This is a genomic window from Sphingomonas sp. A2-49 (assembly GCF_025548555.1).
Taxonomy (GTDB): domain Bacteria; phylum Pseudomonadota; class Alphaproteobacteria; order Sphingomonadales; family Sphingomonadaceae; genus Sphingomonas.
Genome location: NZ_JAJLPA010000005.1, coordinates 105,165 through 128,001, shown reverse-complemented (window position 1 = coordinate 128,001; position 22,837 = coordinate 105,165). Strand labels below are relative to the sequence as shown.

At 69.7% G+C, this 22,837-nt stretch carries 22 protein-coding genes and 1 tRNA gene; 13 read left to right on the top strand and 10 right to left on the bottom strand.

Annotated features, from left to right (window positions below):
* Positions 1-44 precede the first annotated feature (44 nt).
* Genes LPN01_RS07405 through LPN01_RS07395 form a run of 3 tightly spaced genes read right to left on the bottom strand, consistent with a single transcriptional unit; the run spans position 45 to position 3,872 of the window.
* Positions 45-2,360, bottom strand: a complete 2,316-nt coding sequence (locus LPN01_RS07405) for a TonB-dependent receptor (RefSeq protein WP_262827725.1) — start codon at positions 2,358-2,360, stop codon at positions 45-47.
* Positions 2,357-3,319 (bottom strand): FecR family protein, encoded by a 963-nt coding sequence (locus LPN01_RS07400; protein ID WP_262827724.1) that lies wholly within the window; start codon positions 3,317-3,319, stop codon positions 2,357-2,359. The genes LPN01_RS07405 and LPN01_RS07400 overlap by 4 nt, the downstream gene beginning before the upstream one ends.
* A 31-nt stretch (positions 3,320-3,350) precedes the next feature.
* On the bottom strand, positions 3,351-3,872 hold the full coding sequence (locus LPN01_RS07395; RefSeq protein WP_262827723.1) for an RNA polymerase sigma factor: 522 nt from the start codon (positions 3,870-3,872) through the stop codon (positions 3,351-3,353).
* A 921-nt stretch (positions 3,873-4,793) separates the two neighbouring features.
* Between LPN01_RS07395 and LPN01_RS07390 the strand changes: the two genes are divergently transcribed.
* The 3 genes from LPN01_RS07390 (at position 4,794) to LPN01_RS07380 (ending at position 7,264) form a co-directional block, all read left to right on the top strand.
* The gene (locus LPN01_RS07390; protein WP_262827722.1) at positions 4,794-5,462 is read left to right on the top strand and encodes a PEPxxWA-CTERM sorting domain-containing protein; all 669 of its coding nucleotides are present in this window, start codon (positions 4,794-4,796) and stop codon (positions 5,460-5,462) included.
* Between the two features lie 50 nt (positions 5,463-5,512).
* The gene (locus LPN01_RS07385; RefSeq protein WP_262827721.1) at positions 5,513-6,727 is read left to right on the top strand and encodes an NF038122 family metalloprotease; all 1,215 of its coding nucleotides are present in this window, start codon (positions 5,513-5,515) and stop codon (positions 6,725-6,727) included.
* A gap of 252 nt (positions 6,728-6,979) precedes the next feature.
* The gene (locus LPN01_RS07380) at positions 6,980-7,264 is read left to right on the top strand and encodes a hypothetical protein (RefSeq protein WP_262827720.1); all 285 of its coding nucleotides are present in this window, start codon (positions 6,980-6,982) and stop codon (positions 7,262-7,264) included.
* Positions 7,265-7,340: 76 nt separating this feature from the next.
* Here LPN01_RS07380 and LPN01_RS07375 read toward each other — a convergent pair.
* From LPN01_RS07375 to LPN01_RS07365, 3 genes are all read right to left on the bottom strand, one after another.
* Positions 7,341-7,415, bottom strand: a tRNA-Glu gene (locus LPN01_RS07375).
* A gap of 50 nt (positions 7,416-7,465) precedes the next feature.
* Positions 7,466-9,223, bottom strand: a complete 1,758-nt coding sequence (recJ, locus tag LPN01_RS07370; RefSeq protein ID WP_262827719.1) for a single-stranded-DNA-specific exonuclease RecJ — start codon at positions 9,221-9,223, stop codon at positions 7,466-7,468.
* Positions 9,224-9,320: 97 nt separating this feature from the next.
* Positions 9,321-9,647, bottom strand: coding sequence for a hypothetical protein (locus LPN01_RS07365; RefSeq protein ID WP_262827718.1), 327 nt, complete (start codon positions 9,645-9,647; stop codon positions 9,321-9,323).
* A 30-nt stretch (positions 9,648-9,677) separates the two neighbouring features.
* Here LPN01_RS07365 and LPN01_RS07360 point away from each other — a divergent pair, with 30 nt between their 5' ends.
* On the top strand, positions 9,678-11,333 hold the full coding sequence (locus LPN01_RS07360) for a DNA polymerase III subunit gamma/tau (protein WP_262827717.1): 1,656 nt from the start codon (positions 9,678-9,680) through the stop codon (positions 11,331-11,333).
* Complete coding sequence (locus LPN01_RS07355; RefSeq protein ID WP_262827716.1) at positions 11,330-11,653, top strand: YbaB/EbfC family nucleoid-associated protein; 324 nt, start codon at positions 11,330-11,332, stop codon at positions 11,651-11,653. Before LPN01_RS07360 ends, LPN01_RS07355 begins: the two co-directional genes overlap by 4 nt.
* 41 nt (positions 11,654-11,694) lie before the next feature.
* On the opposite strand, the gene mtgA is transcribed toward LPN01_RS07355, so the two are convergent.
* The 4 genes from mtgA to LPN01_RS07335 form a co-directional block, all read right to left on the bottom strand.
* A complete protein-coding gene (mtgA, locus tag LPN01_RS07350) occupies positions 11,695-12,369 on the bottom strand; it encodes a monofunctional biosynthetic peptidoglycan transglycosylase (protein WP_262827715.1) in 675 nt (224 codons plus the stop codon).
* A gap of 9 nt (positions 12,370-12,378) precedes the next feature.
* Positions 12,379-13,731, bottom strand: a complete 1,353-nt coding sequence (locus LPN01_RS07345) for a flavin monoamine oxidase family protein (RefSeq protein ID WP_262827714.1) — start codon at positions 13,729-13,731, stop codon at positions 12,379-12,381.
* A gap of 1 nt (position 13,732) precedes the next feature.
* Positions 13,733-14,635, bottom strand: coding sequence for an RNA polymerase sigma factor RpoH (rpoH, locus tag LPN01_RS07340; protein ID WP_262827713.1), 903 nt, complete (start codon positions 14,633-14,635; stop codon positions 13,733-13,735).
* A gap of 77 nt (positions 14,636-14,712) precedes the next feature.
* A complete protein-coding gene (locus LPN01_RS07335; protein ID WP_262827712.1) occupies positions 14,713-15,660 on the bottom strand; it encodes an RluA family pseudouridine synthase in 948 nt (315 codons plus the stop codon).
* Between the two features lie 20 nt (positions 15,661-15,680).
* Between LPN01_RS07335 and LPN01_RS07330 the strand changes: the two genes are divergently transcribed.
* The 8 genes from LPN01_RS07330 to LPN01_RS07295 all read left to right on the top strand — a co-directional run bounded on the left by LPN01_RS07330 (position 15,681) and on the right by LPN01_RS07295 (position 22,792).
* Positions 15,681-16,085, top strand: coding sequence for a M67 family metallopeptidase (locus tag LPN01_RS07330; RefSeq protein ID WP_410482809.1), 405 nt, complete (start codon positions 15,681-15,683; stop codon positions 16,083-16,085).
* A 91-nt stretch (positions 16,086-16,176) separates the two neighbouring features.
* A complete protein-coding gene (locus tag LPN01_RS07325) occupies positions 16,177-16,821 on the top strand; it encodes a histidine phosphotransferase family protein (RefSeq protein WP_262827711.1) in 645 nt (214 codons plus the stop codon).
* 89 nt (positions 16,822-16,910) lie between these two features.
* Positions 16,911-19,214: a chemotaxis protein CheA gene (locus tag LPN01_RS07320; protein WP_262827710.1), complete on the top strand. Its 2,304-nt coding sequence runs from the start codon at positions 16,911-16,913 to the stop codon at positions 19,212-19,214.
* Positions 19,214-19,639, top strand: coding sequence for a chemotaxis protein CheW (locus LPN01_RS07315; protein WP_262827709.1), 426 nt, complete (start codon positions 19,214-19,216; stop codon positions 19,637-19,639). The genes LPN01_RS07320 and LPN01_RS07315 overlap by 1 nt, the downstream gene beginning before the upstream one ends.
* Positions 19,640-19,702: 63 nt before the next feature.
* The gene (locus LPN01_RS07310) at positions 19,703-20,068 is read left to right on the top strand and encodes a response regulator (RefSeq protein WP_262827708.1); all 366 of its coding nucleotides are present in this window, start codon (positions 19,703-19,705) and stop codon (positions 20,066-20,068) included.
* Between the two features lie 16 nt (positions 20,069-20,084).
* A complete protein-coding gene (locus LPN01_RS07305; protein WP_410482808.1) occupies positions 20,085-21,200 on the top strand; it encodes a chemotaxis protein CheB in 1,116 nt (371 codons plus the stop codon).
* Positions 21,197-22,045 (top strand): CheR family methyltransferase, encoded by an 849-nt coding sequence (locus LPN01_RS07300; protein WP_262827707.1) that lies wholly within the window; start codon positions 21,197-21,199, stop codon positions 22,043-22,045. Before LPN01_RS07305 ends, LPN01_RS07300 begins: the two co-directional genes overlap by 4 nt.
* A 57-nt stretch (positions 22,046-22,102) precedes the next feature.
* Positions 22,103-22,792, top strand: coding sequence for an N-acetylmuramoyl-L-alanine amidase (locus LPN01_RS07295; RefSeq protein WP_262827706.1), 690 nt, complete (start codon positions 22,103-22,105; stop codon positions 22,790-22,792).
* Positions 22,793-22,837: the final 45 nt, after the last annotated feature.

The window sequence follows — 22,837 nt, the reverse complement described above, 5'->3', positions numbered from 1 at the left end:
GGAGCCGAGGGCGGTTCCCCTAAACGATCCGTTAAATTTTTTGGTTACCAGTGCCGGCGCACGCCGATCCGGATGGTCCGGGGGCGCAAGGTCGTCGATGCGCCGATCGGCAGGACGTTCGATCCCGCCAGGAACCGCACGGCGCGGCTGTCCGTCACATTGTCGATCGCGAGCGTGACCTCGTTGTCGTCCCGGCGCAGCGCGGCGACCAGTTGGCCACTGGCGAAGCCGCCGAGCCGGGGCGGCGCCGCCAGCGGGCTGGGCGCAGGCCGCTCCCCGTCGTAGCGCGCCGCGCCGTCGAGGACGAGCGTCAGCGTCCGGCCGACGCGGCGGCTCCAACGGGCGCCCACCCGCGCCATCAGCGGGGCGACGTCGTCCGATGCCCCGGTGGCGGCGCGGGTCGCCTGCGCCGGCGCGAACGTGCGGGCGGCGGACGCGCGCACGTCCAGACCGGGTGCCGGCCGCCAGTCGACCGACAGATAGGCGGTCGATACCGTCGCGGCCGCGACCGTGCGACTGCTGATGCCGTTCAGCCCCTCGACGCGTTCGATTTGCAGCGACGTCCATCGCGTGGCGTCGAAGGTCGCCTGTACGTGCAGGCGATCGCCGTCATCCCATCGCAGGCCACCCTCGATCGAGCGGGTCGCCTCGCTGCCACGCCCCGCCGGCAGCGGCTCCGCGATGGTGCCGGTGCGCGTCACCGGGATGCGCGCGCGCCGCGCCACCCGATAGCGGGCGAAGAGCGACAGCGCCGGCAGCGGGCGATAGGTCACCGACAGGGATGGCAGCAGCCACCAGTCCCGGCGCCGCAGCGGATCGGATGCGATCGCGGTGCCGCCCGGCTCCGCCCGCTGCCGGAACGTGGCGTCGCTGCGCGCGAGCCTCGCGCCGCCACCGATCAGCAGCTGCCGGGTGGCCCACACGCCGGCCTCGCCGAACACCGCCACTTCGGTCGCACGCGTGCGCAGGTCGAGGGGGACGATGGGCGTGACGAGCGCCAGGCGCCCCTCGCTCCCGACATAGGTCCAGCCCAGCAGCCAGCCGCGCCCATCCGGCCCGCGGCGGTTCACCCGCACCTCCTGCGTGACCAGGTCTTCGCGGCGGTCGAGCCGGACGACCGGGGTGTCGCCGAACACCGTCCGGTCGAACGATCGCTGCCGCGATACCCCGGTCGCGGATACGAACGCGAGGTCGCCGATCGGTCCGCTCGCCACGATCTGTCCCCCCAGATAATCGCTTCCGGCCGGTTCGCGGAACGGGCTGGCGCTGGTCGGCGGGGCTGTGCCGTCGGTGACGTAGAAGGCGTCGTCCGACCGGATGCGCTGCGCCACACCCGCGACGTCCACGGCGACCGAGCCGGCCGGGAACCAGCGCACCGTCGCGCGCGCGCCGTCGATGCGGGTGCGGTTCGCATCGTCGCGGCCATCCGCAAGCCGGTCGATATAGCCCGCATCGTCCCGGGAATATCCGACGGCCCGCAGCGCGAGCCTGTCGCCGACGGGGACGTTGACCATCGCGTCCACGTCCCGCCCGACATCCCCCTGCGCCACCGCCGAGACGCCGCCCCCGATCGCGCCGGTGGCGACGCCCCGCTCGGGTGGATTGGGGTTGATCCGCACCACGCCGCCGAGCGTTCCCGCCCCGTACAGCGTGCCCTGCGGCCCCGGCAGGATCTCGACCGACCGGACGTCGTAGAGCTGGAGGTCGGGATCGGTGCCGGCATAGGTCAGCCGCACGTCGCCCAGATACTGGCCGGTCGGCGATTGCAGTTGTCCGGCGAAACTGGAATCCGCAATCCCGCGCAGGAACAGCTTGTCGCGGCCGGGACCGCGATAGGTCGACGACAGCAGCGTGGTCGCCCGGACCAGGGCATCGGATCCGACTTCGACCGCACCGGGGGCGAGGGACACGACGTCCACCGCCTGCGCCAGCGACCGGGCGGCGGTGCCGCGCTTGCTGGCGATCACGATCAGGTCCTCCGCCGCCGTCGCCGGAGGGGGCGGGGTGATGGACCTCGCGCGGCCTTCACGCGCGCCGCGGGCGGCGGCTGCGGGTCGATCGAGGCGCCATGCCAGCCGGCTGATCCGCCGCGGCGCCGCACCGGCCATCGTTGCCAGCCGCACGATCGCAGCGCCGACGTCGAGCCGCCCCCGTATCGCCGCGACGCGTCGTCTTGCGAGGGACGGATCCCCGATCGTCACGCTGACGCCGGTCTGGCGGCCGAGCTGGTCGACGGCATGCGCCAGCGTCCCCGCCGGCAGATCGATGGCGACGCGGTCCTGCGCGCGCGGCGGTCCGGCGAGGATCGGCGACGGCGCCTGGACGACGAGGGCGGCGGCGGCGACGGTCCGCCGGATCATTCCGCCCGCAAGCGCCAGCCGGCCTCCTCCCGGATCACCCTGACGTCCAGCAACGCCCCCAGATCCTGCGGCCGGGCGCGGAGCGCCGACGGAACCAGCGTGCCCGTAAACCGGCGGTCCGCGATCGACGGATCGATCGCGACCGGCATGCCGAGTGCCGCGGACAGGTCTGCGGTCACCCGCTCCAGCCGCGCGCCGGCGAACGTCAGCCGGTCGCGCCGCCATTGCCCGACGCTATCGGGCAATATGCGGCGGCGCAGCATCGGTCCGCGATCCGCCATCTCCGCCTGATAGCCGGCGTCCAGGGTCAGCGCGTCGTGACGTGGATCGACGATCACGCGTCCTTCCGCCACGCTCACGGTCGTGCCGCCGCGCGCGCGCTCGACCTCGAAGATCGTCCCGACGTCGACGACGTCGCGGCCTCCGACGCTCACCCGGAACGGCGCGGCATCGTCGTGGCGTACCGTGAACACCGCACGGCCGCGGAGCAGGTCGGCCCGGCGTCGCGATCCGTAGACCCGGATCGCGGCCCCGCAGGCGAGATCGACGCGGGTTCCATCGGCCAGCCGCACGCTGCGCGCGCGCGCGTCCGCTGCGGCGACTACCTGTGATTGCGCCACGTCGGTCGGCCTGTGCGAGACGGCGAGGGCGGTCGCGAGCACGCCGACCCCGGCGGCGGCGGCGATGACGATGCCCGGGCGCAGCCGGATCCCGTACCGCGCGCGGGCCACCGGTCGCGGCGTCGCGGGCGGCTCCTCCAATGTCCCGGCGCCCATCGAATCCGCGACCGCCGCATCGAAGCGGGCGATCGCGGCCATCGCGCGTTCGAACGCGGCGTTGCGACCCGGATCCCCGTCGAGCCACGCGGCCAGTCCCGCCCAGTCGTCGAACGCAAGCTCGGACGCCCGGCCGGCCCAGGTCGACGCGAGGTCGCCATCGATCGGTGCTGTCGCTCTCATGCCGCTAAGACCGTCTCCATCGCGATGTCCCTCAATGCTCCTCCAACGCGACCAGCGCGCGATAGGCCTTGCGAAGGTCGCCCTCCACGGTTCCGATACTGAGCCCGAACTCGCTCGCGACCTCGCGCTGGGTCAAGCCGTCGATGCGATGGCGTCGAAAGATGGCCAGCACCCGTTCCCCCTCCCGGGACACCGCCTCCAGCGCACGGCTCACCGTCTGCCGTGCCTCCATGACGCGCTCCGCCGTCGGTTGCGCGCAGCCCGCCTCCCCGATCGATCCATGGGCGTCGAACCAGGCGGTGTCCCGGACCAGCCTTGCCGATCGGCTCTGGTTCCGATCGAACACCAAATATGTCGCCATTCTATAGAGATACGACAATGGAGAGGCAATATCCGTCCGCTGGCGGGGCATTCTGATCCACAAATCCTGCAAGATATCGTCCGCCAGATCGGCGGCGCCCCGGCTGCATATGAACGCACGCAATTGGGCACGATGGACGAGAAAGACCGATTCGAGGTCGACCCCGCTTTCGATCCGATCCTGATGGGTCATGCCGGTATTCGCTCCACGGCGCGACTGTCACAGACGATCGCGGCATGCGCAATACTTGCCGAACCGCCTTTATGGGCACGGGTGGTATGCGCCATATCGGTGCGGTATCGAACCGAGCCAGCGTCGTGTCGGAGCATCGGCGCCGTTGCAGAGGAGGGGCGTGCCGCCAATACTTGCCGGTCGTGCGATGGCCGGGTCGCCGCCTGCGCGTCTTACACCGATGTGAGCGGCGCCATTTGTGCCGGGGCGAGGGCGCCGGCGCCGGCGACACGGGCAGCAGGTACGGCGCATCGCGCGCTTGGGCTTGCCGCGACGCGTCAGTTCCGGACTCCGAAGTAACGAGCGCCGCTCCGAAAGACGCCGATACGATCATCCGGGTGCAGCAAGCACATTGCGTACGGCGCGGCAATTCGATGCAAGTTTCCGACGGTGCGGTCTGTTTCATGAGGCGGCCGTAACATGCTCCATCGGCAACGATATCCTGTCATTTAGGTGGGTAACCCAGATATGTCGGGAGCGAGCGGACATTGGGTTAATATCGCGAAATGTATATGGAAAATAACGGCAAAAGCCGCAGTATCACTTTTTTTAGTCGGATCGCCGTGCCGTTGGGTGCGGCCTGCCTCCAAATCAGATCTGGCTTGGCTGACTTGGGTCGTACAGCATTTGTGAGTGATCGAAGCAAAGCGAGTTTAAAAGGTTGTCAATCAAAGAAAAAAGGCGATTCGACAGCCACGTAATCTGAAAGAAACGACATAATGTGACATTATAAAACGCGGAGTTGTAACTAAACTAATTATAGAAAGCGCATAAGCAAATATAATTATTATTGTAACTGTTAACCACGTTGTTACTCTCCCGTTAAGCTTTCATCGGGGTCGTAGGCATGATCCGGCGGGGAGCGATACAGGGGGGTAATCCATGACATTCAGAACCGTGCTTGCGATCGCGGCCGCGATCGTGCCGCTGTCGGCGGCGCATGCCGACATAGTGACGATCGATTTCTCGGGAACCAAGACGTCGCCCTTCGCCACCAACGTGGTAACCGGACGGATCAGGTACGACGACCGCGCTGTCCTGACGGACAAGGAAACGCTGAATTCCGAATTTGGCAACCAGACCGTTGCATCCTACGATGATCCATCCGGCATCATCGAATTCGACATCAACGGCGAGCAGTTCAGCAGTAAGGTTCAGCTCGGTCTTGCCCTGATCGATTACGCTGGCACGATCAATGACGACAATGCGTCGCAAGGCTACATGACGTTCTCGGCGCCGATGCCGTCGGAAAACCTGGTGGCAAACGTGGTATTGGGTTGGTATCCGTCGCCGCTCGCGCCCATCACGCAGGACCGTACACTGGGTGAGACAGCGTCGCCGTTTTCGCGGCCCGCCAACATCAAGTACATATGGTTCAGGACGAAAGCCGGGAATTCGGCCTTCAATACGAACATCGACTATACCGTCAGTAGTGTCCCGTCCGTACCGGAACCGGCATCGTGGGCGCTGATGATCCTCGGCGTCGGGATGGCGGGCGCCGCGCTGCGTCAGCGTCGCGCGTCCGGGCGCATCATTGCACCGGTCGCCTGATCCCGGCCGGCCACGCCCACTTCCTATTCCATGCAAGTTCAGGAAATCCCATGTCCAGACTCTCGAAATCCCTTCTCCTCGGCGCGATCGGGATGGCGACCGCCGTCGCATCGCCGGCATCGGCGCTGACCTTCAACCTCATCGATCTCGGCGGCGCCGGCGCCGGTTCCCAGGCCCGCATGGGCTTCGATATCGCGACAGCCTATTGGTCGAGCGTGCTGAAAAGCGATGCGGTCGTCAATCTTCAGATCGGCTTCACGTCGCTGGGTGGTAACATCCTCGCTCAGGCCGGGTCGAATGCATCGGCCGCCTTCAACTCGCAGGTCTATGCCGGACTGCGCAGCACGGCGACGTCGAGCGTCGACGCGCTCGCACTCGCACATCTGCAGCCGCTGGGCGATACGCTGTTCAACGGCAATCAGGCGCTGACGGTGACGACCAATGCGTTCAACGCGGCCGGCGATGGCTATGTCGACACCGCGACCCGGCTCGACGACAATCGTTCGCTCAACAACCAGGCCCTCTACGTCAACAACTCGCTCGTAAAGGCGCTCGGCATCACCAGCGATGCCAACGGAAATGCCGTCGATTTCACGGCCCCCGACGCAGTCGTGTCGTTCAGCACCGACTATAAATTCGATTTCGACCCGACCGATGGCATCGCCAGTGACGCGATCGACTTCATCGGTGTCGCAATCCATGAAATCGGCCACTCATTGGGTTTCATCAGCGGCGTCGACACCTACGATCAATATACGGGACCAGGCTCCGGCGAGACGTTTCCCGGGGGTGTGGAAGACTTTGGGATCGGAACCGTGCTCGACCTGTTCCGCTACAGCGCGCCGGGCAAGCTCGACTGGTCGACGCAGGATACGCCATACTTCTCGATCGACGGGGGGCAGACCCAGGTCTTCGGCGATTCCCGCTTTTCCACCGGCATCCTGAACGGCGACGGTCGACAGGCGTCGCACTGGAAGGATCTGAAGGATCCGCTCGGCCTCATGGACCCGACCGTGGCCTACGGACAATCCACGTCGGTCACCGCCCTCGATCTGGTGGCGTTCGACGCGATCGGCTGGAAGCTGGCGTTCGACCCGCTGCTCAACCCCGGTTACAAGGCGACGACGGCGTCGATCTACCGCGACTATCAGGCGGGTGCGGTGCCCGAACCCGCCGCCTGGGGGATGATGATCGTCGGCTTCGCGCTGGTGGGCGGTGCGTTGCGCCGCAGGCGCCCGGTCCGGACCGTCGTCCGGTTCACCTGACGCGCGCACCCGGCAGTCCGCATCGCGCCCCTCCTTGTGAGGGCGCGCGGTCGGGCCGCCGGTATCCGCCCGGCGCGCCGGGAAGCGCCGGTCGCGATCACATGGCGGGCGGATCGTCGACAGGCGGTCCGCTCGCCCCGTTTCGCAGCATCGGCGCCGCACGCCGAGCCCGGGACTGACCGATCGACGCCCGCTGCGGACAACCGGGCATCCTCCCCGGAACGGTGGCCAGGCCGATCCGCGACACCCGGCATGAACGCGTTCGAAATCAATGCATGGGGCCGATCGTGCAGGGTTCCGGGGTTCGGCAACACGGTGCGCCAGTGGTCCGATCGGGCCGGCTCCCGGCTCTGCGGGCGCACGGGCGGCGCCAACCGATCACCCGACGCATCGCCGGAACCGCAGCGACACGGCAGTGGCGGATGGAAGGGCGACGCCGAGGTCGCGATCTGCGTCGCCTGCGCTAAGCAGGAGCAGCTGGCAGACTATACCATGGCTCGGATCGTCGACTGTTATTCCGACAAAAGCGAGACATGAAATTGGCCAACCGACGCACCCCCGATTGGTATACCCTTCTAACGATTGGAAGATGTTTGCGCTTCCCAAAAAGCGCTGGTGACCCCTACGGGAATCGAACCCGTGCTTCAGCCGTGAAAGGGCCGCGTCCTAACCGCTAGACGAAGGGGCCAGCGGGGGTGCTGCTAGAAGAGGGGCGGCGATCGGTCAAGGGCCGATATGTCAATTCGCCCAGGCGGCGTCGTCCAGATGCAGTTCCGCGGCGGGGCGGCTGCCCCAGTCGTCGATCCTGGCACGGCCGGCGAGCCACAGGCGACGGTGCGGGGCGGCGCCGAGCAGCGCCTGGCCGAGCGCGGTGTCGGCGGCGCGGAACGCCATCGCCTTGAAGCTGCGGCCGTCGTCGCCCGCCACGACGGCGCGGACGTGGCCGTTGCCGACGACGTCGGCCTTGACGATCCGCACCGGCCCGGCGGCGACGCGGGGGGCGGGCCATCCCATCCCATACGGGCCGCCGACCTCGAGCGAGTCGACCAGCGCCGGGCTGATCCCGCCGGGGGCGAGCACCGCGTCGACCAGCAGCGCGCGGGCGCCGATCGCGCGCTCGACGCCGGCGGACAGGCGCTCCTCGAGGAAATCGGCGAATGCCGCGACCCGGTCGGCGGCGATCGTCAGCCCCGCCGCCATCGCATGGCCGCCGCCCGCGACGAGCAGCCCGTGCTCCCTGGCGGCGAGCACGGCCGCGCCGAGATCGACGCCGGCGATCGAGCGGCCGGAGCCCTTGCCGATCCCGTCCTCACCGATCGCGATGACGATCGCGGGGCGGCCGAGACGTTCCTTCAGCCGGCCGGCGACGATGCCGATCACGCCGGGATGCCAGCCGGCGCCGGCGACGACCGCGATGCGGCGGTCGGTGCCGGTCATCGCGTCGGCGGCCTGCTGCACCTCCGTCTCGATCGCGCGGCGTTCCTCGTTGAGCCGGTCGAGTTCCCCGGCGATCGCGCGCGCCTCGTCGGGATCGGTAGTGGTCAGCAGCCGCACACCGAGGTCGGCGCGCCCCACGCGGCCACCGGCGTTGATGCGCGGCCCGAGCGCGAAGCCGAGGTCGCTGCACGTCGGCGCGCGGGTCAGCCGCGACGCCTCGATCAGCGCGGCAAGGCCGATGTTGCGGCGCTGCGCCATCACCTTCAGCCCCTGCGCGACGAAGGCGCGGTTGAGGCCGCGCAGCTGCGCGACATCGGCGACGGTGCCGAGCGCAACGATGTCGAGCTGGTCGATCAGCCGGGGTTCGGGGCGGTCGGCGAAGAAGCCGCGCGCGCGCAGCGTCCGGATCAGCGCGGCGGCGAGCAGGAAGCAGACGCCGACCGCGGCGAGGTGACCGTGCGCGGCGGCGCCCTCGGCCTCGTCGAGGCGGTTGGGATTCACCAGCGCATGCGCGACCGGCAGCGCGGCGGCGCATTTGTGGTGGTCGACGACGACGACATCGACGGGATGCGCGTGGGCGACGGCGAGCGCGTCGAACGCCTGCGCGCCGCAGTCGACGGTGACGATCAGCGACGCACCCTCGCTCGCCAGCCGCACCAGCGCCGCGCCCGTCGGGCCATAGCCCTCACGCAGCCGGTCGGGGATATAGGCGCGCGCCGCGAGGCCGAGGTCGCGCAGCACGCGGATCAGCAGCGCCGCAGAGGTCGCGCCGTCGACGTCATAGTCGCCGAACACCGCGACGCTTTCCTGCGCCTGGACGGCATCGGCGAGGCGTTCGGCGGCGCGATCCATGTCGCGGAACACCGACGGATCGGGCATGAACGCGCGGATCGAGGGCGCGCGATGCTGGTCCAGCGCCTCGCGCGGAGCGCCGCGGGCGAGCAGCAGCTGCGTGACGAGGTCGTCGGTGCCGAAGCCGTCACGCGCGTCGGCGGCGAGCGCGCGCCAGTGCCAGGGCTGGCCAAGGATCGAATCGGTGATGCCGAGAACGGGTGTCATGGGAAGCGGGATGTCCGTGAAGCGTCGGGCCGCCGGTCGCGGCGGCAATATGCGGGGGCGGGGCGTCCGGGCCGGCGAACCGGGCCGGATGCACCCGTCACCGGTCGGCGGCGATACGCCGCCCGAACCAACAGTACCAGAGCAGTGCGAGCGCCGACACCGTCCCCGCGGCACGCAGCAGCAGCGCGCCCGCCATCCACGGCGGCGCGGAACCGCTGTAGCGCGCGATGGCATAGCCGACCGCCAGCATGAACGCGCCGAACCGGGCCGGCGCCAGCGGCGCGAGCGCGCGGATCGCCCAATGGCCCGCGCCGGCGACGAGCATGGTGGACAGGAACGCGTTGAGCAGGTGCGACGACGGTGCCATGCTGCCGGGATATCCGCTTGCCGCGGCGAGCGCCAGCGCACGCTCGCCCTTCGACACGGCCGCCGGCGGGTCCTATAGGATCGTGCGATGGCCGATTCCTTCGATCTGGGCGAACCGCCGCAGCCTGCGGCAAAGGCGAACCCGTACCGCGTGCTCGCGCGCAAATACCGTCCGCAGACGTTCCGCGAGCTGATCGGGCAGGATGCGATGGTCACCACGCTGGGCAATGCGATCAAGCGCGACCGGCTGGCGCATGCCTTCCTGATGACCGGCGTGCGCGGGGTGGGGAAGACATCGACCGCGCGGCTGATCGCCAAGGCGCTCAACTGCATCGGGCCGGACGGGCAGGGCGGGCCGACGATCGATCCCTGCGGCGTCTGCGAACCGTGCCGGGCGATCGCGGAGGGGCGCCACATCGACGTGATCGAGATGGACGCGGCGAGCCACACCGGCGTCGACGACGTGCGCGAGATCATCGATGCGGCCCGCTATGCGGCGGTATCGGCGCGCTACAAGATCTATATCGTGGACGAGGTCCACATGCTGTCCAAGAACGCCTTCAACGCGTTGCTGAAGACGCTGGAGGAGCCGCCCGCGCACGTAAAGTTCCTGTTCGCCACGACCGAGGTGAACAAGGTGCCGATCACCGTCCTGTCGCGCTGCCAGCGCTTCGACCTGCGGCGGATTTCCGCCGAGCAACTGGCGGCGCATTTCGCCTTCGTCTGCCGCGAGGAGGGCGTCGAGGCGGAGCCGGAGGCGCTGATGCTGATCGCGCGCGCCGCCGAAGGATCGGCACGCGACGGCCTGTCGATCCTCGATCAGGGGATCGCGCATGCCGGGCTGGAGGGCGGCGGCGTCACTGCGGATGCGGTGCGGCAGATGCTGGGCCTGTCGGATCGTGGCGCGGTCCGCGACCTGCTCGGGCTGGTGCTGGCCGGCGATGCGGCGGGGGCGCTCGCCAGCCTGCGGCGGCAATATGACTATGGCGTCGATCCGCAGGCGGTGATGCGGTCGATGCTGGAGACGGTGCACGGCATCACGCTCGCCAAGGTCGGCACCGCCGAGGATCCCGGCCAGCCCGCCGAAGAGCGCGCCGCGCGGGCCGAATGGGCGGGCAAGCTGTCCTTCCCGGCGCTGCACCGGCTGTGGCAATTGTTCCTGAAGGGGCATGACGAGGTCGCGAAGGCGGCGCTGCCGATCGAGGCCGCGGAGATGGCGCTGCTGCGCGCGATCCACGCCTCGACGCTGCCCGATCCGGGCGAGCTGGCGAAGGCGATCGCCAGCGGCAAGATACCCGCGCCCGCCGCCGCCGCCGCCGCCGCCGCCGCCGCCGCGCCGGTGCCGGCGCCGCCCGCCGCGCCCGAGCGGCCGGGTGCGCCCGACGATTTCGCCGGCCTCGTGACGCTGCTGGAGGATAAGGGCCATCACGCCGTCGCCGCGCAGCTGAGCAACGGCGCGCGGGTGGTCCGCTACGGCCCGCAGGAGCTGATCCTCAGCGGATCGCGGCCGATGTCCGCCGATACGCTGCGCGACGTCGCCGACGCGGTAAAGAAGGCGACCGGACAGGTTTGGAAGATCGCCTTGGAGGATGCGCCCGGCGCGCCTACCTTGCGCGAGAAGGCCAGGGCGGACGAAGAGGCGGCGCGTCAGGCGATCCTCGACACCCCGCTGGTGAAGGCGGCGCTGGCGGCCTTTCCCGACGCCGAACTGGAAGCCTGGCCGGGCAAACGGAGTATCGCATGAAGAATCTCGATGAAATCCTCGCGATGGCGCAGAACGTCCAGAGCGAATTGCAGAAGGCGCAGGACCAGCTCGACACGATCGAGGTCGAGGGCGTCTCGGGTGGTGGCCTCGTCAAGGTGAAGGCGAGCGCCAAGGGCCGGATCATCAACATCGCGATCGACGATTCGCTGATCGAGGTGTCGGAAAAGCAGATGCTCGAGGATCTGCTGGCGGCCGCGTTCAACGACGCGCGCACCAAGGCGGATGCGGTGTCGGGCGCGGAGATGTCGAAGATGACGAGCGGCATGTCGCTGCCGCCGGGGTTCAAGCTGCCGTTCTGACGCGGTCGGCGGCGTCGCGCCGGTCCGGGGTGACGCCGCCGCTATTTCAGACAGCTGTCCAGCCCGCTGCGTCGCACCGTGCCGACGTAGCGGGCGAGCGTGTTGCCGTGGCGGCGGACGAACCCGCGCGGATCGATCGCGGCGCGCTTCTTGGGCAGCGGCAGCACCGCGGCGATGCGGCCCGCCTCGGTCGGCGACAGGCGCGTCGCGTCGTGGTGGAAATAGCGCAGCGCCGCGGCATCCGCGCCATAGGTGCCGATTCCGGTTTCCGCGACGTTGAGATAGACCTCCATGATCCGCCGCTTGCCCCACAGCGCTTCGATCAGGACGGTGAAATACGCCTCGAGCGCCTTGCGGGCATAGCCGCCGCCCTGGAACAGGAAGGCGTTCTTCGCGGTCTGCTGGCTGATCGTCGATCCGCCGCGGATCCGCCCGCCCTGCGCGTTGCGATAGGCGGCGCCCGCGATCGCGCGGAAATCGAAGCCGTGATGCGTGCAGAAGCGCGAATCCTCGCCCGCGATGGCGGCGCGCGCCATGTCGGGGTCCATCTTCGACAGCGGCATCCACTGCTTGGTGACGCTGCGGCCGGCGAACAGATCGCCCGCCATCGTCCAGGTGAACGGCACGGGCACGAAGCGGTAGAGGCCGACCCACAGCACCGACACCGCGACGAAGATCAGCCCGGCCTTGAACAGGATGCGGAGGAAAACGGCCATCGCCGCCTCTTACGGGCGCGGCGGCGTCGCCAGCAAGCCCAGGATCGCGTCGGCGGCGGCGATCCCGGTCGCATAGGCACCGTGCGCGGTCGAAAAGTCGTGCGGCGAACACGCCTCGCCCGCGAAGAACAGGCGCTGGTCGACCGGGGCGGCCAGCGCCGTGCGCGCCGGGGCGTGGCCGACGCGGGCATGGCTGTAGCTGCCGTGGATGAACGGCGCGGCGCGCCAGTGCGTCGCGCCGAGCGGGGTGAGGCGCGCGGCCCAGGACGACCCCAGCAGCGCGACGAGTTCGCCCAGCGCGAAGTCCGTCGCCGCGCGCGCGTCGGGCATCGCTTCCGCACACGCGCCGCCGAAAAAACTCTCGACGATCGGCAGGCCGAAGGGGGACAGGCGGTGGCTGGCGGTACAGGCGCTGTCGGGCTTGCCGGTCAGATGCGCATGCGCCGGCCATTCGGGTCGGTCGACCGCCAGGAACACCTTGTCGGCGATGCCGAGCGGCAGCGCGGCGGCGGCGGCCTGCTTGTCGGGCAGCGGCGGGTCGAAGGTCAGCGCGGCATAGGCGGTGGTCGGCAGCGCAAGAACGATGCGATCCGCCTCGATCGTGCCGGCCGCGGTAGTCAGGCGCAGCACGCGGCCGCGATGGTCGACATGGGTGACCGCGGTGTTCAAGCGGACGGCGACGCCCGCGGCATGATGCGCCACCAGCGTGCCGTAACCGGCGGGCAGCGCCCAATTGTCGTCGGTCGCGGCATGCTCATAGGCCGCCCAGTCGTGCAGCGACACGCGGTCGAGCGGCGCGCCGTTGGCATAGCCGGAGATAGCATCGATCATCGGCCGCCACGGATCGTCCGCGGGCACGAAATCGGACAGCGGCCGGTCCGGGCCGTCGAGCGCGGCATGTGCGGCGCACTCGAACCGCGCATAGGCATCGGCGAGCGCGGCCTTGCGGTCCGGCGGAAAGCCGAGGTCGCGCCATTGCACACCCCAGTTGGGCGAGGACCGGTCGATCGCGAAGCCGTCGCGCTCCGCGATCGCGGTCCACGGGTTGCGCCCCGCGGAATGGAGCCAGCCGCACCCGGCGTCGACCACCGCTGGGGCGGGAAAACGCTGGGCCACCGATCGCAGGGCGTCGCCGTCGGCGCGTTGAAAGCCCGGCCCCGCGGCGCCGGCACCCCTCGCTGCGCCGGGAAGCGCCGGTGCCTCCACCCGGCCGGCAGCCAGCGCCGGCAGCGACAGGCTGAACGCGCGTCCACCGAGCCGGTCGCCTGCCTCGACCAGCAGGGCGTCGGCACCGGCATCGTGCAGCCGCCGCGCGGCGGCTACGCCGGCCGCACCGCCGCCGATGACGACGGTGCCGGCCACGTCAGGCCGCGAGCAGCCGCTTTTCGCCGGCGATGCGCATCATCGCCTTTTGCAGCTTCTCGAACGCGCGCACCTCGATCTGGCGAACGCGTTCGCGGCTGACGCCATAGACCTGGCTCAGTTCCTCGAGCGTCTTGGGATCGTCGGTCAGCCGCCGTTCGGTCAGGATATGCTTCTCGCGGTCGTTGAGGTCGTCCATCGCCGACACCAGCATGCCGTGGCGGACGTCGGCTTCCTGCGCCTCGGCGACGACGCTGTCCTGCAACGGTGCGTCGTCCTGCAGCCAGTCCTGCCACTGCCCCTCGCCATCCTCGCGCATCGAGACGTTGAGCGAGGTGTCGCCGCCCATCGCCATGCGCCGGTTCATGCTGACCACGTCGCTTTCGGCGACGCCCAGGTCGGTGGCGATCTTGGTGATGTGCTCTGGGCGCAGGTCGCCGTCCTCGAACGCGTCGAGCTTCGACTTCATCCGCCGCAGGTTGAAGAACAGCTTCTTCTGCGCCGCGGTGGTGCCCATCTTCACGAGGCTCCACGACCGCAGGATATATTCCTGGATCGATGCGCGGATCCACCACATCGCATAGGTGGCAAGGCGGAAGCCGCGATCGGGCTCGAACTTCTTGACGCCCTGCATCAGGCCGATGTTGCCCTCCGAGATCAGCTCGGACGTCGGCAGGCCGTAGCCGCGATAACCCATCGCGATCTTGGCGACGAGGCGCAGGTGGCTGGTGACGAGCTGCGCCGCCGCGTCGGTATCGCCATGCTCCTGGAAGCGCTTGGCGAGCATATATTCCTGCTCGGGTTGCAGGATCGGGAATTTCTTGATCTCGGACAGGTAGCGGTTGAGGCTCTGCTCCCCGCCGAGGGCAGGAATCGTCGCGGGGACGTTGCTGCGGGCTGCCATGATCTGATCTCCCTTGTCTTGCGGAGGCATTCGTCCCGCCCCGGAATGGCGAACGGGCGGTGACGAACGGCTCGAACCTATACGTGAAGCTCGGTGAACAGTTCCTGCATGTCGGCAGGCATATCGCTTTCGAACGCCAAAGCGGTGCTTTTCACCGGATGGATGAACCCCAGATGCGCGGCGTGCAAGGCCTGCCGCCGGAAACCCAGGGTTTCGAGCAATGCTTTCTGAGCACCTTTTGTTCTACCATAGACCGGGTCGCCCAGCAAGGCGTGGCCGATCGACGCCATGTGCACGCGCACCTGATGCGTCCGGCCGGTTTCCAGCCGGCATTCGACCAGCGCGGCGTCGCGCAGCCGCTCCATCGTCCGGAAATGCGTCACCGCGCGCTTGCCGCCGGGCACGATCGCGATCTTCTTGCGATTGGCGGGGGAGCGGGCGAGCGGCGCATCGACCTTGCCTTCCGCCGGGCGCGGGACGCCGCCGACGATCGCGCGGTAGCGGCGATCGATGCTGTGGTCGTGGAACTGCCGGGCGAGCCCTTCGTGCGCGCGGTCGGTCTTGGCCGCGACCATCAGCCCCGACGTGTCCTTGTCGATGCGGTGGACGATGCCCGGCCGCGCCACGCCGCCGATGCCCGACAGGCTGCCCCGGCAATGGTGCAGCAACGCGTTGACGAGCGTGCCGTCGAGGTTGCCCGCGGCGGGATGGACGACGAGGCCCGCGGGCTTGTCGATGACGATCAGATGTTCGTCCTCATAGGCGATGACGAGCGGGATATCCTGCGCCACGTTGTGCGGCAGCGTCGGGATCGGCACCGTCACCGCGAACCGGTCGCCCGCCGCCGCCTTCTTCGCCGCATCGCGCACCATCTGGCCATCGCGCGTCACCGCTCCGCTGGCGATCAGCACCTTCAACCGCTCGCGCGACAGCGTCGGCACGGCATCGGCCAGCGCACGATCCAGCCGCCAGCCGTCCGCACTGGCCGCGATCGTCGCGTCGATGATGGAAACCCCCCGGTCCATGGCCTAGGGATGTGGGCATCATGGTGACGATTGCAAGCGACCTGATCGCCCGTATCCTCCGCGAGGCGGCGGCGTCGCCACGGGCGGAGGTGTGCGGCCTGCTGTTCGGATCGGCGGACGCGATCCTCGCGATACGCCCGTGCCGCAACGTCGCGGCCGATCCGGCGCGACGGTTCGAACTCGATCCGGCGGCGCTGTTCGCCGCGCATCGCGGCGCCCGGGCGGGCGGGCCGGCGATGGTCGGCCATTATCATTCCCATCCCACCGGACGGGCGACGCCGTCGCCGCGCGATGCGGCGGCGGCGGTCGCCGACGGCAGCCTGTGGCTGATCGCGGCGGCGGGCACGGTGCGCGGCTGGCGCGCGGTCGCGCACGGCACGGTCGAAGGGCGGTTCGACCCGGTCCCGCTCGACACCGCAACTTGAGCCCGGCGGAGACCGCCGGCCTTGCAACCGCGATTCGGCTCGGCCACAGCAGGGCCGGCAAGCACGTTGCTTACGAATTCAGGGGATTTGCATGTCCGTCAGCCCGGTCGATTTCGCCAGCCTGCTCTGTTCGCGGCTGTGCCATGACCTGTTGTCGCCGGTCGGCGCGCTCAACAACGGGCTGGAACTGCTCGGTGACGAAACCGACCCGGAGATGCGGGCGCGCGTCTTCCAGCTGCTCAGCGAAAGCGCGCGCGCGTCGGCGAACAAGCTGAAGTTCTTTCGCCTGGCGTTCGGCGCGGCGGGCGGCTTCGGCGAACGCGTCGACAGTCGCGAGGCGAAATCGGCGATCGACGGGCTGCTCGTCGACAACAAGCGCACGACCTTCAACTGGTGGGTCGAGGCGGAGACGCTGCCGAAGACGGCGCTGAAGGTCATGCTCAACCTCGCGATGATCGCGAGCGAGGCGCTGGTGCGCGGCGGCACGCTCGACGTCGGCGGCGAGGAAAACGGCGGCCAGCTCGAGATCGTCGTGAAGATCGAGGGGCCGCGGATCATCCTCGACCCCGAATTGCGCCGGACGCTGACCGAGGGCGAGGGCGAGGGCGGGGTGACGCCGCGCGCGGCCGCGGCCTATCTGGTCCACACGCTCGCGGCGCAGGCGGGCGGCGCGGTGCAGATCAGCGAACCGGCCGCGGACGTGATGATCTTCGGCGCGGTGTTCAACGCGGGCTGACGCGCCGACCCTTCGCGTTCGGCCGCTGGCCAGTAAACGGCCCCTTAACCCCTGCTGCCGCATGACCCCGCCGTAACATCCGGGGGCCCATGGACGACCTGCTGCAGGAATTCATCGCCGAGACCCGCGAAACGCTGGAAGCGCTTTCGGGGGAGATCGTCGCGTGGGAAGCCGATCCCACCGAACGCACGCGGCTGGATGCGATCTTCCGCTTCGTGCACACGGTGAAGGGCAGCTGCGGTTTCCTCGACCTGCCGCGGCTCGCGCGGCTCAGCCACGCTGCCGAGGACGTGCTGGCCGCGGTCCGCGACGGCAAGCGCGTGCCCGATACCGCCCTGGTCAATGCCGTGCTGGCGATCGTCGACCGCATCGGCGAGATCGTCGAGGCGATCGATTCGGGCGCGGCGCTCGACGATTCGAGCGAGGACCTGCTGGTCGCCGCGCTCGCCGAGGACGCGCAGCCCGCGGCACCCGTGCAGTCGACCGCGATCGCGCGCGCGGCGAGCCGGTCGGTCCGCCTCAACGTCGACCTGCTCGACCGCATGATGAGCGGCATGTCGGAAATGGTGCTGGCGCGCAACGAGCTCGCCCGCCGGCTGCGCGACGAACAGGTCGATCCGCTGGTCGAGGCGGCGCTGGAGCGCCTGTCGCTGACCGTCGCCGAGATGCGCGACACCGTCACCCGCACGCGGATGCAAAAGATCGACGCGCTGTTTTCCGCCCTGCCGCGGATGGTCCGCGATACCGCGGGCGAGCTAGGCAAGCAGGTCGCGCTGAGCATCGACGGGTCCGACGTGGAGCTGGACCGCGAGATGATCGAGCTGATGCGCGATCCGCTGGTCCACATCATCCGCAACGCGGTCGACCACGGCATCGAACTGCCGGCGGACCGCAAGGCGGCCGGCAAGCGCGAGGCGGGGCGCCTGATCGTGTCCGCGCGGCAATCGGGCAACCAGATCCTGATCGAGGTCGCCGACGACGGTCGCGGCATCGACGTCGAGCGGCTGGTCGCCAAGGCCCGGACGCAGCAGCTGTATACCCCGGCCGAACTCGCCGCGATGGATCATGCGGCGCAGCTGGATCTGATCTTCCACGCCGGCCTGTCGAGCCGCGACACCGTGACCGCGATCTCGGGGCGGGGCGTCGGCATGGACGTGGTGCGCGCCAACATCGAGCACATCGGCGGCCGCGTCCACCTCATCAACCAGCCCGGCAAGGGGCTGACGATCGTCATCCATGTGCCGCTGACGCTGTCGATCATGTCGACGATCGTCGTCGGTGTCGGCCGCCAGCGTTTCGCGATCGCGCGTCAGTCGGTCGACGAGATCCTGCGCGTCCGCGGCGAATCGGTACGGATCGACATGGTCGGCGATGCCGAGGTCGCGACCGTCCGCGGTCGCCGCCTGCCGCTCGTCTCGCTCGGCCGCCTGCTGGGCGTGGAGGCGGGCGGGGAAGACACGCTCGCCATCGTATCGACCCGCGACGGCGAATATGCGCTGGCGATCGACCGGGTGATCGATACCGAGGAACTGGTGGTCAAGCCGGCCGCTCCGGCGGTGATGGCGACCGGCGTCTATGCGGGGCAGACGCTGCCCGATTCGGGGCTGCCGATGCTGCTGCTCGATGCGTCGGGGATCGCGGCGATGGCGGGGCTGCGCTTCCACCGCGCCGCCGCTGCGGACGAGCAGGCCGCCGCCGACCCGCATGCAGCCGGCATCCCCGCATTGCTGTTCGAAGACCTCGACGGCCAGCGCCGCGCGATGCCGCTTGCCGCGATCGACCGCGTCGAGCCCGTGGCGACCGATGCGATCCGCCTGACCGGCGGACAGATGCGCATGGCGATCGGCGGCGTCCTGGTGCCGCTCTATTCCGCTGCGCCGATCGGCGACCGGGACGAGGTTCCGGTGCTGCGCCTGACCGACGGCGCGACCGAGATCGCCTATGCGATCCACGAACCGATCGAGATCGTCCACCTGCCGACCGAGATCGCGCCGGCGCGCGGCGCGGGACCGATCGCCGGTGTCGTCGTCATCGCCGGCGAACAGGTCGAACTGCTCGACGCGCATTCCCTGTTCGCGGGCGAGGAACGGCCCGCCGCGGGCATGCGCTCGTGCTGGCTGCACGCCGACGCCAGCGGCTGGATGGAAACCTTTTTGCGACCGATGCTGGAAGCGTCGGGCTATCGCTGCGTGACCCGGCCGCCGCAGGGCGCGCCGGTCGACGTCGCGCTCGTCATGGACGATGCCGCGGTCGCGCCCGATGCGGCGCGCACCGTGGTGCGGCTGCGTCGCGAGCGCGCCGATCCGGCGGCGGCCGGCGATCCCGCCAGCGTCTATCGCTACGACCGGCCTGCGCTGCTCGACGCGCTGGCCCATGCGGTGGGAGGCCGCTGATGGAATTGTTCCTGATCGCCCATATCGCGGGGCGCGGCGTTGCGATCGAAACCGGACAGGTCGATTCGGTGGTCGACATCGCCGACGTCGTCGCGGTGCCGCGGACGGAATGCGCGATCCGCGGGCTCGTCGCATTGCGCAGCCGGGTGGTGACGGTGATCGACACCGGCACCGCGCTGGGCCTCGCCCCGACGCCCGACACCGCGCGGCGGGCGGTCATCACCCGCATCGACGGCCATCATTACGCCATCCTGGTCGATTCGCTCGAGGACGTGGCGCTGTTCGAACGCCAGCCGCTGTCGCCCGGACTGGCGCTGGATCGCGGCTGGGCGACGGTCGGCGTCGGGCTGGTCGAGCGTGACGGCGAACCGATGCTGATCGTCGACCTCGCCGCGCTCGTGCCCCAACCCGCGCTCGCCGCTTAACGCGACGCTTACGCTTCCCTGCCATGACGGTGGAGCGATTACCGCTCGTACAAAGGTTCATCCATGAAGACCTGCCTCGTCGTCGACGACTCGAAAGTGATCCGCAAGGTCGCTCGCCATATCCTCGAAACGCTCGATTTCACCGTGACCGAGGCGTGCGATGGCCGCGAGGCGCTGGATGCCTGCATGGCATCCGCACCCGACGTCGTGCTGCTCGACTGGAACATGCCGGTGATGAGCGGGATGGATTTCCTGCGCGCGCTGCGCGAATCGACGATCGCGTCCCGGCCCAAGGTCGTGTTCTGCACGACCGAAAACGGCATGGCGTACATCCGCGCCGCGATCGAGGCAGGCGCCGACGAATATGTGATGAAGCCGTTCGACCGCGACACGCTGGAATCGAAACTCCAGATCGTCGGCATGGCCTGAGACGGGAGTGCCCCCGGTGGCGCGGCCGCTTCCATCCCCCAGATCCGACGATCCGTCCCCGGTCGACGATCCGTCGCCGGCCGCCGGGCCGTCGCGGATCCTGATCGTCGACGATTCGGCGGTCGCGCGCGCCGTCATGGAACGGATCATCGCCGCCACCGGCCGCTTCACGGTCGCCGCGAGCGTCAGCACGGCGGCTGCCGCGCTCGCCTTTCTGGCGCGCGAACGCGTCGCCTTCGTTCTGCTCGACGTGCAGATGCCGGGGGTCGACGGCCTGACCGCGCTGCCGGACCTGATCGTCGCGGGGCAGGGCGCGCGCGTCCTGATCGTGTCGGGCCAGGCAAGCGATGGCGCCGCCACCACGGTCCAGGCGCTGGCGCTCGGCGCCGCCGATACCCTGTTCAAGCCGTCCAGCGGCGAACGCATGAATCCGTTCGGCACCGCGTTGATCGACAAGCTCGACCGGCTGAACGATCCCGCCGCGATGCCGCCGCCGCCGCCGGTGGCGGAGGACCCGGCCGGCCTGCCGCCGCCGCGTCCGCTGGCGGCGGGCGATGCCTATGACGTGGTGGCGATCGGCGCATCGACGGGCGGCATCCACGCCCTCAGCCAGCTGCTGCGCGCCATTCCCGCCGAATTCCGGCTGCCGATCCTCGTCACCCAGCACCTGCCGGCGTCGTTCATGCCCTATTTCGCGGCCCAGCTGGCGGTGATCGCCGGGCGCCCGTGCGAGGTCGCGATCGACCGGCTGCGGCTGCGGCCGGGCAGGATCGTCGTCGCGCCCGGCGATGCGCACATGCGCTGCGTCGCATTGGGCGACGGGTCGGCGGCGATCCGGCTCGGCACCGAGCCCGCGCAGAGCGGCTGCATGCCCTCGGTCGACCCGATGTTCGCATCGATGGCGACGGTGTTCGGGCCGCGCATGCTCGCGGTGGTGTTGAGCGGCATGGGCCGCGACGGCGCGGAAGGCGCGCGACAGGTGCATCAGGCGGGAGGATGCGTGATCGTCCAGGATCAGGCGAGTTCGGTGATATGGGGCATGCCCGGCGCGGTGGCCGCGGGCGGCAGCGCGCATGCGGTGCTGCCACCCGACGCGATCGGCCGGCTGGCCGGCGCGAGGCAGCGGCCGTGACCGCCGCCGCCGCCCCGGTGTCGCAGGTCGCGCTCAACGTGTTCAGCGCGCTGCTCGAAGCGCGCACCGGGCAACAGATCGCCAGCTATCGCTCGTGGCGGATCGACACCGCGCTGAAGCCGATGCTGCGCGAGCGCGGGCTCGACACCCTCGACCAGCTCGTCACTCTGCTCCTCGATGGCAACGACGCCGGCGTCGGCGACCAGGTCGTCGATGCGCTGGTCAATCAGGAAACGTCCTTCTTCCGCGACGCCCCCGTTTTCGACATGGTGGTCGAGGCGGTCGCCGCGGTCGAGGCCGAGGGCCGGCGCCCGCGCATCTGGTGTGCGGGCTGTTCGACCGGGCAGGAACCGCTGTCGCTCGCGATGCTGTTCGCCGAGCGCGCCGACGCCGGCAGCCCGATGCCGGAGATCGTCGCGACCGACGTGTCCGAGGCCGCGGTCGCGCGCGCGCGCGCCGGCAAATATACCCAGTTCGAGATCCAGCGCGGATTGCCGATCCGCCGGATGATGCGCTGGTTCGACGCCGACGGCGCGGACTGGGTCGCGCGGCCGGAGCTCGGCAAGCTCGTCTCGGTGCGGCGCCACAACCTCGTCGCCGAGCGGCCGCCGGCCGGGCAGTTCGACGTGGTTCTGTGCCGCAACGTGCTGTTGTACCTGTCGACGCCGACCAAGGCGGCGGTGTTCGACCGCTTCGCCGCGGCGCTGCGCCCCGGCGGCACGCTGGTGCTGGGCGCGGGCGAAACGGTGATCGGCCAGACCCGCCTGTTCGAGCCGAGCCGCCGGCTGCGCGGCTTCTACGAACGGATCGCGGCGCCCCCGGCACGGCGCACCGCGGCGGCCTGACCGGGGCGTTTCCGACGCCTCTTACGTACGGGCGCCGGGTCGGCTAAGACTCGGCTCATGGCCATCCTCGACACGCCCTCGCCGAACTTCGACGAGCGGACGCTGCCGATCAGCATGATCGTGCTCCATTACACCGGCATGGAGGATGGACCCTCCGCGCTCGCGCGGCTGCGCGATCCCGCGGCGAAGGTCTCGTCGCATTACCTGGTCGAGGAGGACGGCACCGTCTGCCGGCTCGTCGCGGAGGACAAGCGCGCCTGGCACGCCGGCCGGTCGCACTGGCGCGGCATCACCGACGTCAACGCCGCGAGCATCGGGATCGAGATCGTCAATCCCGGCCACGAATTCGGCTATCGCCCCTTCACCGACGAACAGATCGACGCGCTGGTGCCGCTCGTCGCCGCGATCAAGACGCGCCACGCCATCACCCGCGGCAACGTCGTCGGCCATTCGGACATCGCGCCGACCCGCAAGCGCGATCCGGGCGAGCTGTTCCCCTGGTTCCGCCTCGCCAAGCTGCGCCTCGCGCTGCCGCGCCCGACCCGCAACCTGATGGACCCGATGTGGACGCAGGGCGGCTTCCTCCTCGCGCTCGAGCGGTTCGGCTACGACGTCGAGAACCCGATGGCGGCGATCATGGCGTTCCAGCGCCGTTTCCGGCCAGAGCTGATCGATGGCGAGATCGACGCCGAATGCCGCATGATCCTGCTCGCGCTGCTGCTGCCCAAGCCGCAGGGCGACGAGTGACGCCGGCGCGCGACGCGGCGGCGCAGCGAGCGCTTTGCGAATCCG

Bases quoted from the DNA above. Each gene is read 5' to 3' on its own strand.
- LPN01_RS07405 (WP_262827725.1), bottom strand. From the start codon at position 2,360: ATGATCCGGCGGACCGTCGCCGCCGCCGCCCTCGTCGTCCAGGCGCCG.
- LPN01_RS07400 (WP_262827724.1), bottom strand. From the start codon at position 3,319: ATGAGAGCGACAGCACCGATCGATGGCGACCTCGCGTCGACCTGGGCC.
- LPN01_RS07395 (WP_262827723.1), bottom strand. From the start codon at position 3,872: ATGACCCATCAGGATCGGATCGAAAGCGGGGTCGACCTCGAATCGGTC.
- LPN01_RS07390 (WP_262827722.1), top strand. From the start codon at position 4,794: ATGACATTCAGAACCGTGCTTGCGATCGCGGCCGCGATCGTGCCGCTG.
- LPN01_RS07385 (WP_262827721.1), top strand. From the start codon at position 5,513: ATGTCCAGACTCTCGAAATCCCTTCTCCTCGGCGCGATCGGGATGGCG.
- LPN01_RS07380 (WP_262827720.1), top strand. From the start codon at position 6,980: ATGAACGCGTTCGAAATCAATGCATGGGGCCGATCGTGCAGGGTTCCG.
- recJ (WP_262827719.1), bottom strand. From the start codon at position 9,223: ATGACACCCGTTCTCGGCATCACCGATTCGATCCTTGGCCAGCCCTGG.
- LPN01_RS07360 (WP_262827717.1), top strand. From the start codon at position 9,678: ATGGCCGATTCCTTCGATCTGGGCGAACCGCCGCAGCCTGCGGCAAAG.
- LPN01_RS07355 (WP_262827716.1), top strand. From the start codon at position 11,330: ATGAAGAATCTCGATGAAATCCTCGCGATGGCGCAGAACGTCCAGAGC.
- mtgA (WP_262827715.1), bottom strand. From the start codon at position 12,369: ATGGCCGTTTTCCTCCGCATCCTGTTCAAGGCCGGGCTGATCTTCGTC.
- rpoH (WP_262827713.1), bottom strand. From the start codon at position 14,635: ATGGCAGCCCGCAGCAACGTCCCCGCGACGATTCCTGCCCTCGGCGGG.
- LPN01_RS07335 (WP_262827712.1), bottom strand. From the start codon at position 15,660: ATGGACCGGGGGGTTTCCATCATCGACGCGACGATCGCGGCCAGTGCG.
- LPN01_RS07330 (WP_410482809.1), top strand. From the start codon at position 15,681: ATGGTGACGATTGCAAGCGACCTGATCGCCCGTATCCTCCGCGAGGCG.
- LPN01_RS07325 (WP_262827711.1), top strand. From the start codon at position 16,177: ATGTCCGTCAGCCCGGTCGATTTCGCCAGCCTGCTCTGTTCGCGGCTG.
- LPN01_RS07320 (WP_262827710.1), top strand. From the start codon at position 16,911: ATGGACGACCTGCTGCAGGAATTCATCGCCGAGACCCGCGAAACGCTG.
- LPN01_RS07315 (WP_262827709.1), top strand. From the start codon at position 19,214: ATGGAATTGTTCCTGATCGCCCATATCGCGGGGCGCGGCGTTGCGATC.
- LPN01_RS07310 (WP_262827708.1), top strand. From the start codon at position 19,703: ATGAAGACCTGCCTCGTCGTCGACGACTCGAAAGTGATCCGCAAGGTC.
- LPN01_RS07295 (WP_262827706.1), top strand. From the start codon at position 22,103: ATGGCCATCCTCGACACGCCCTCGCCGAACTTCGACGAGCGGACGCTG.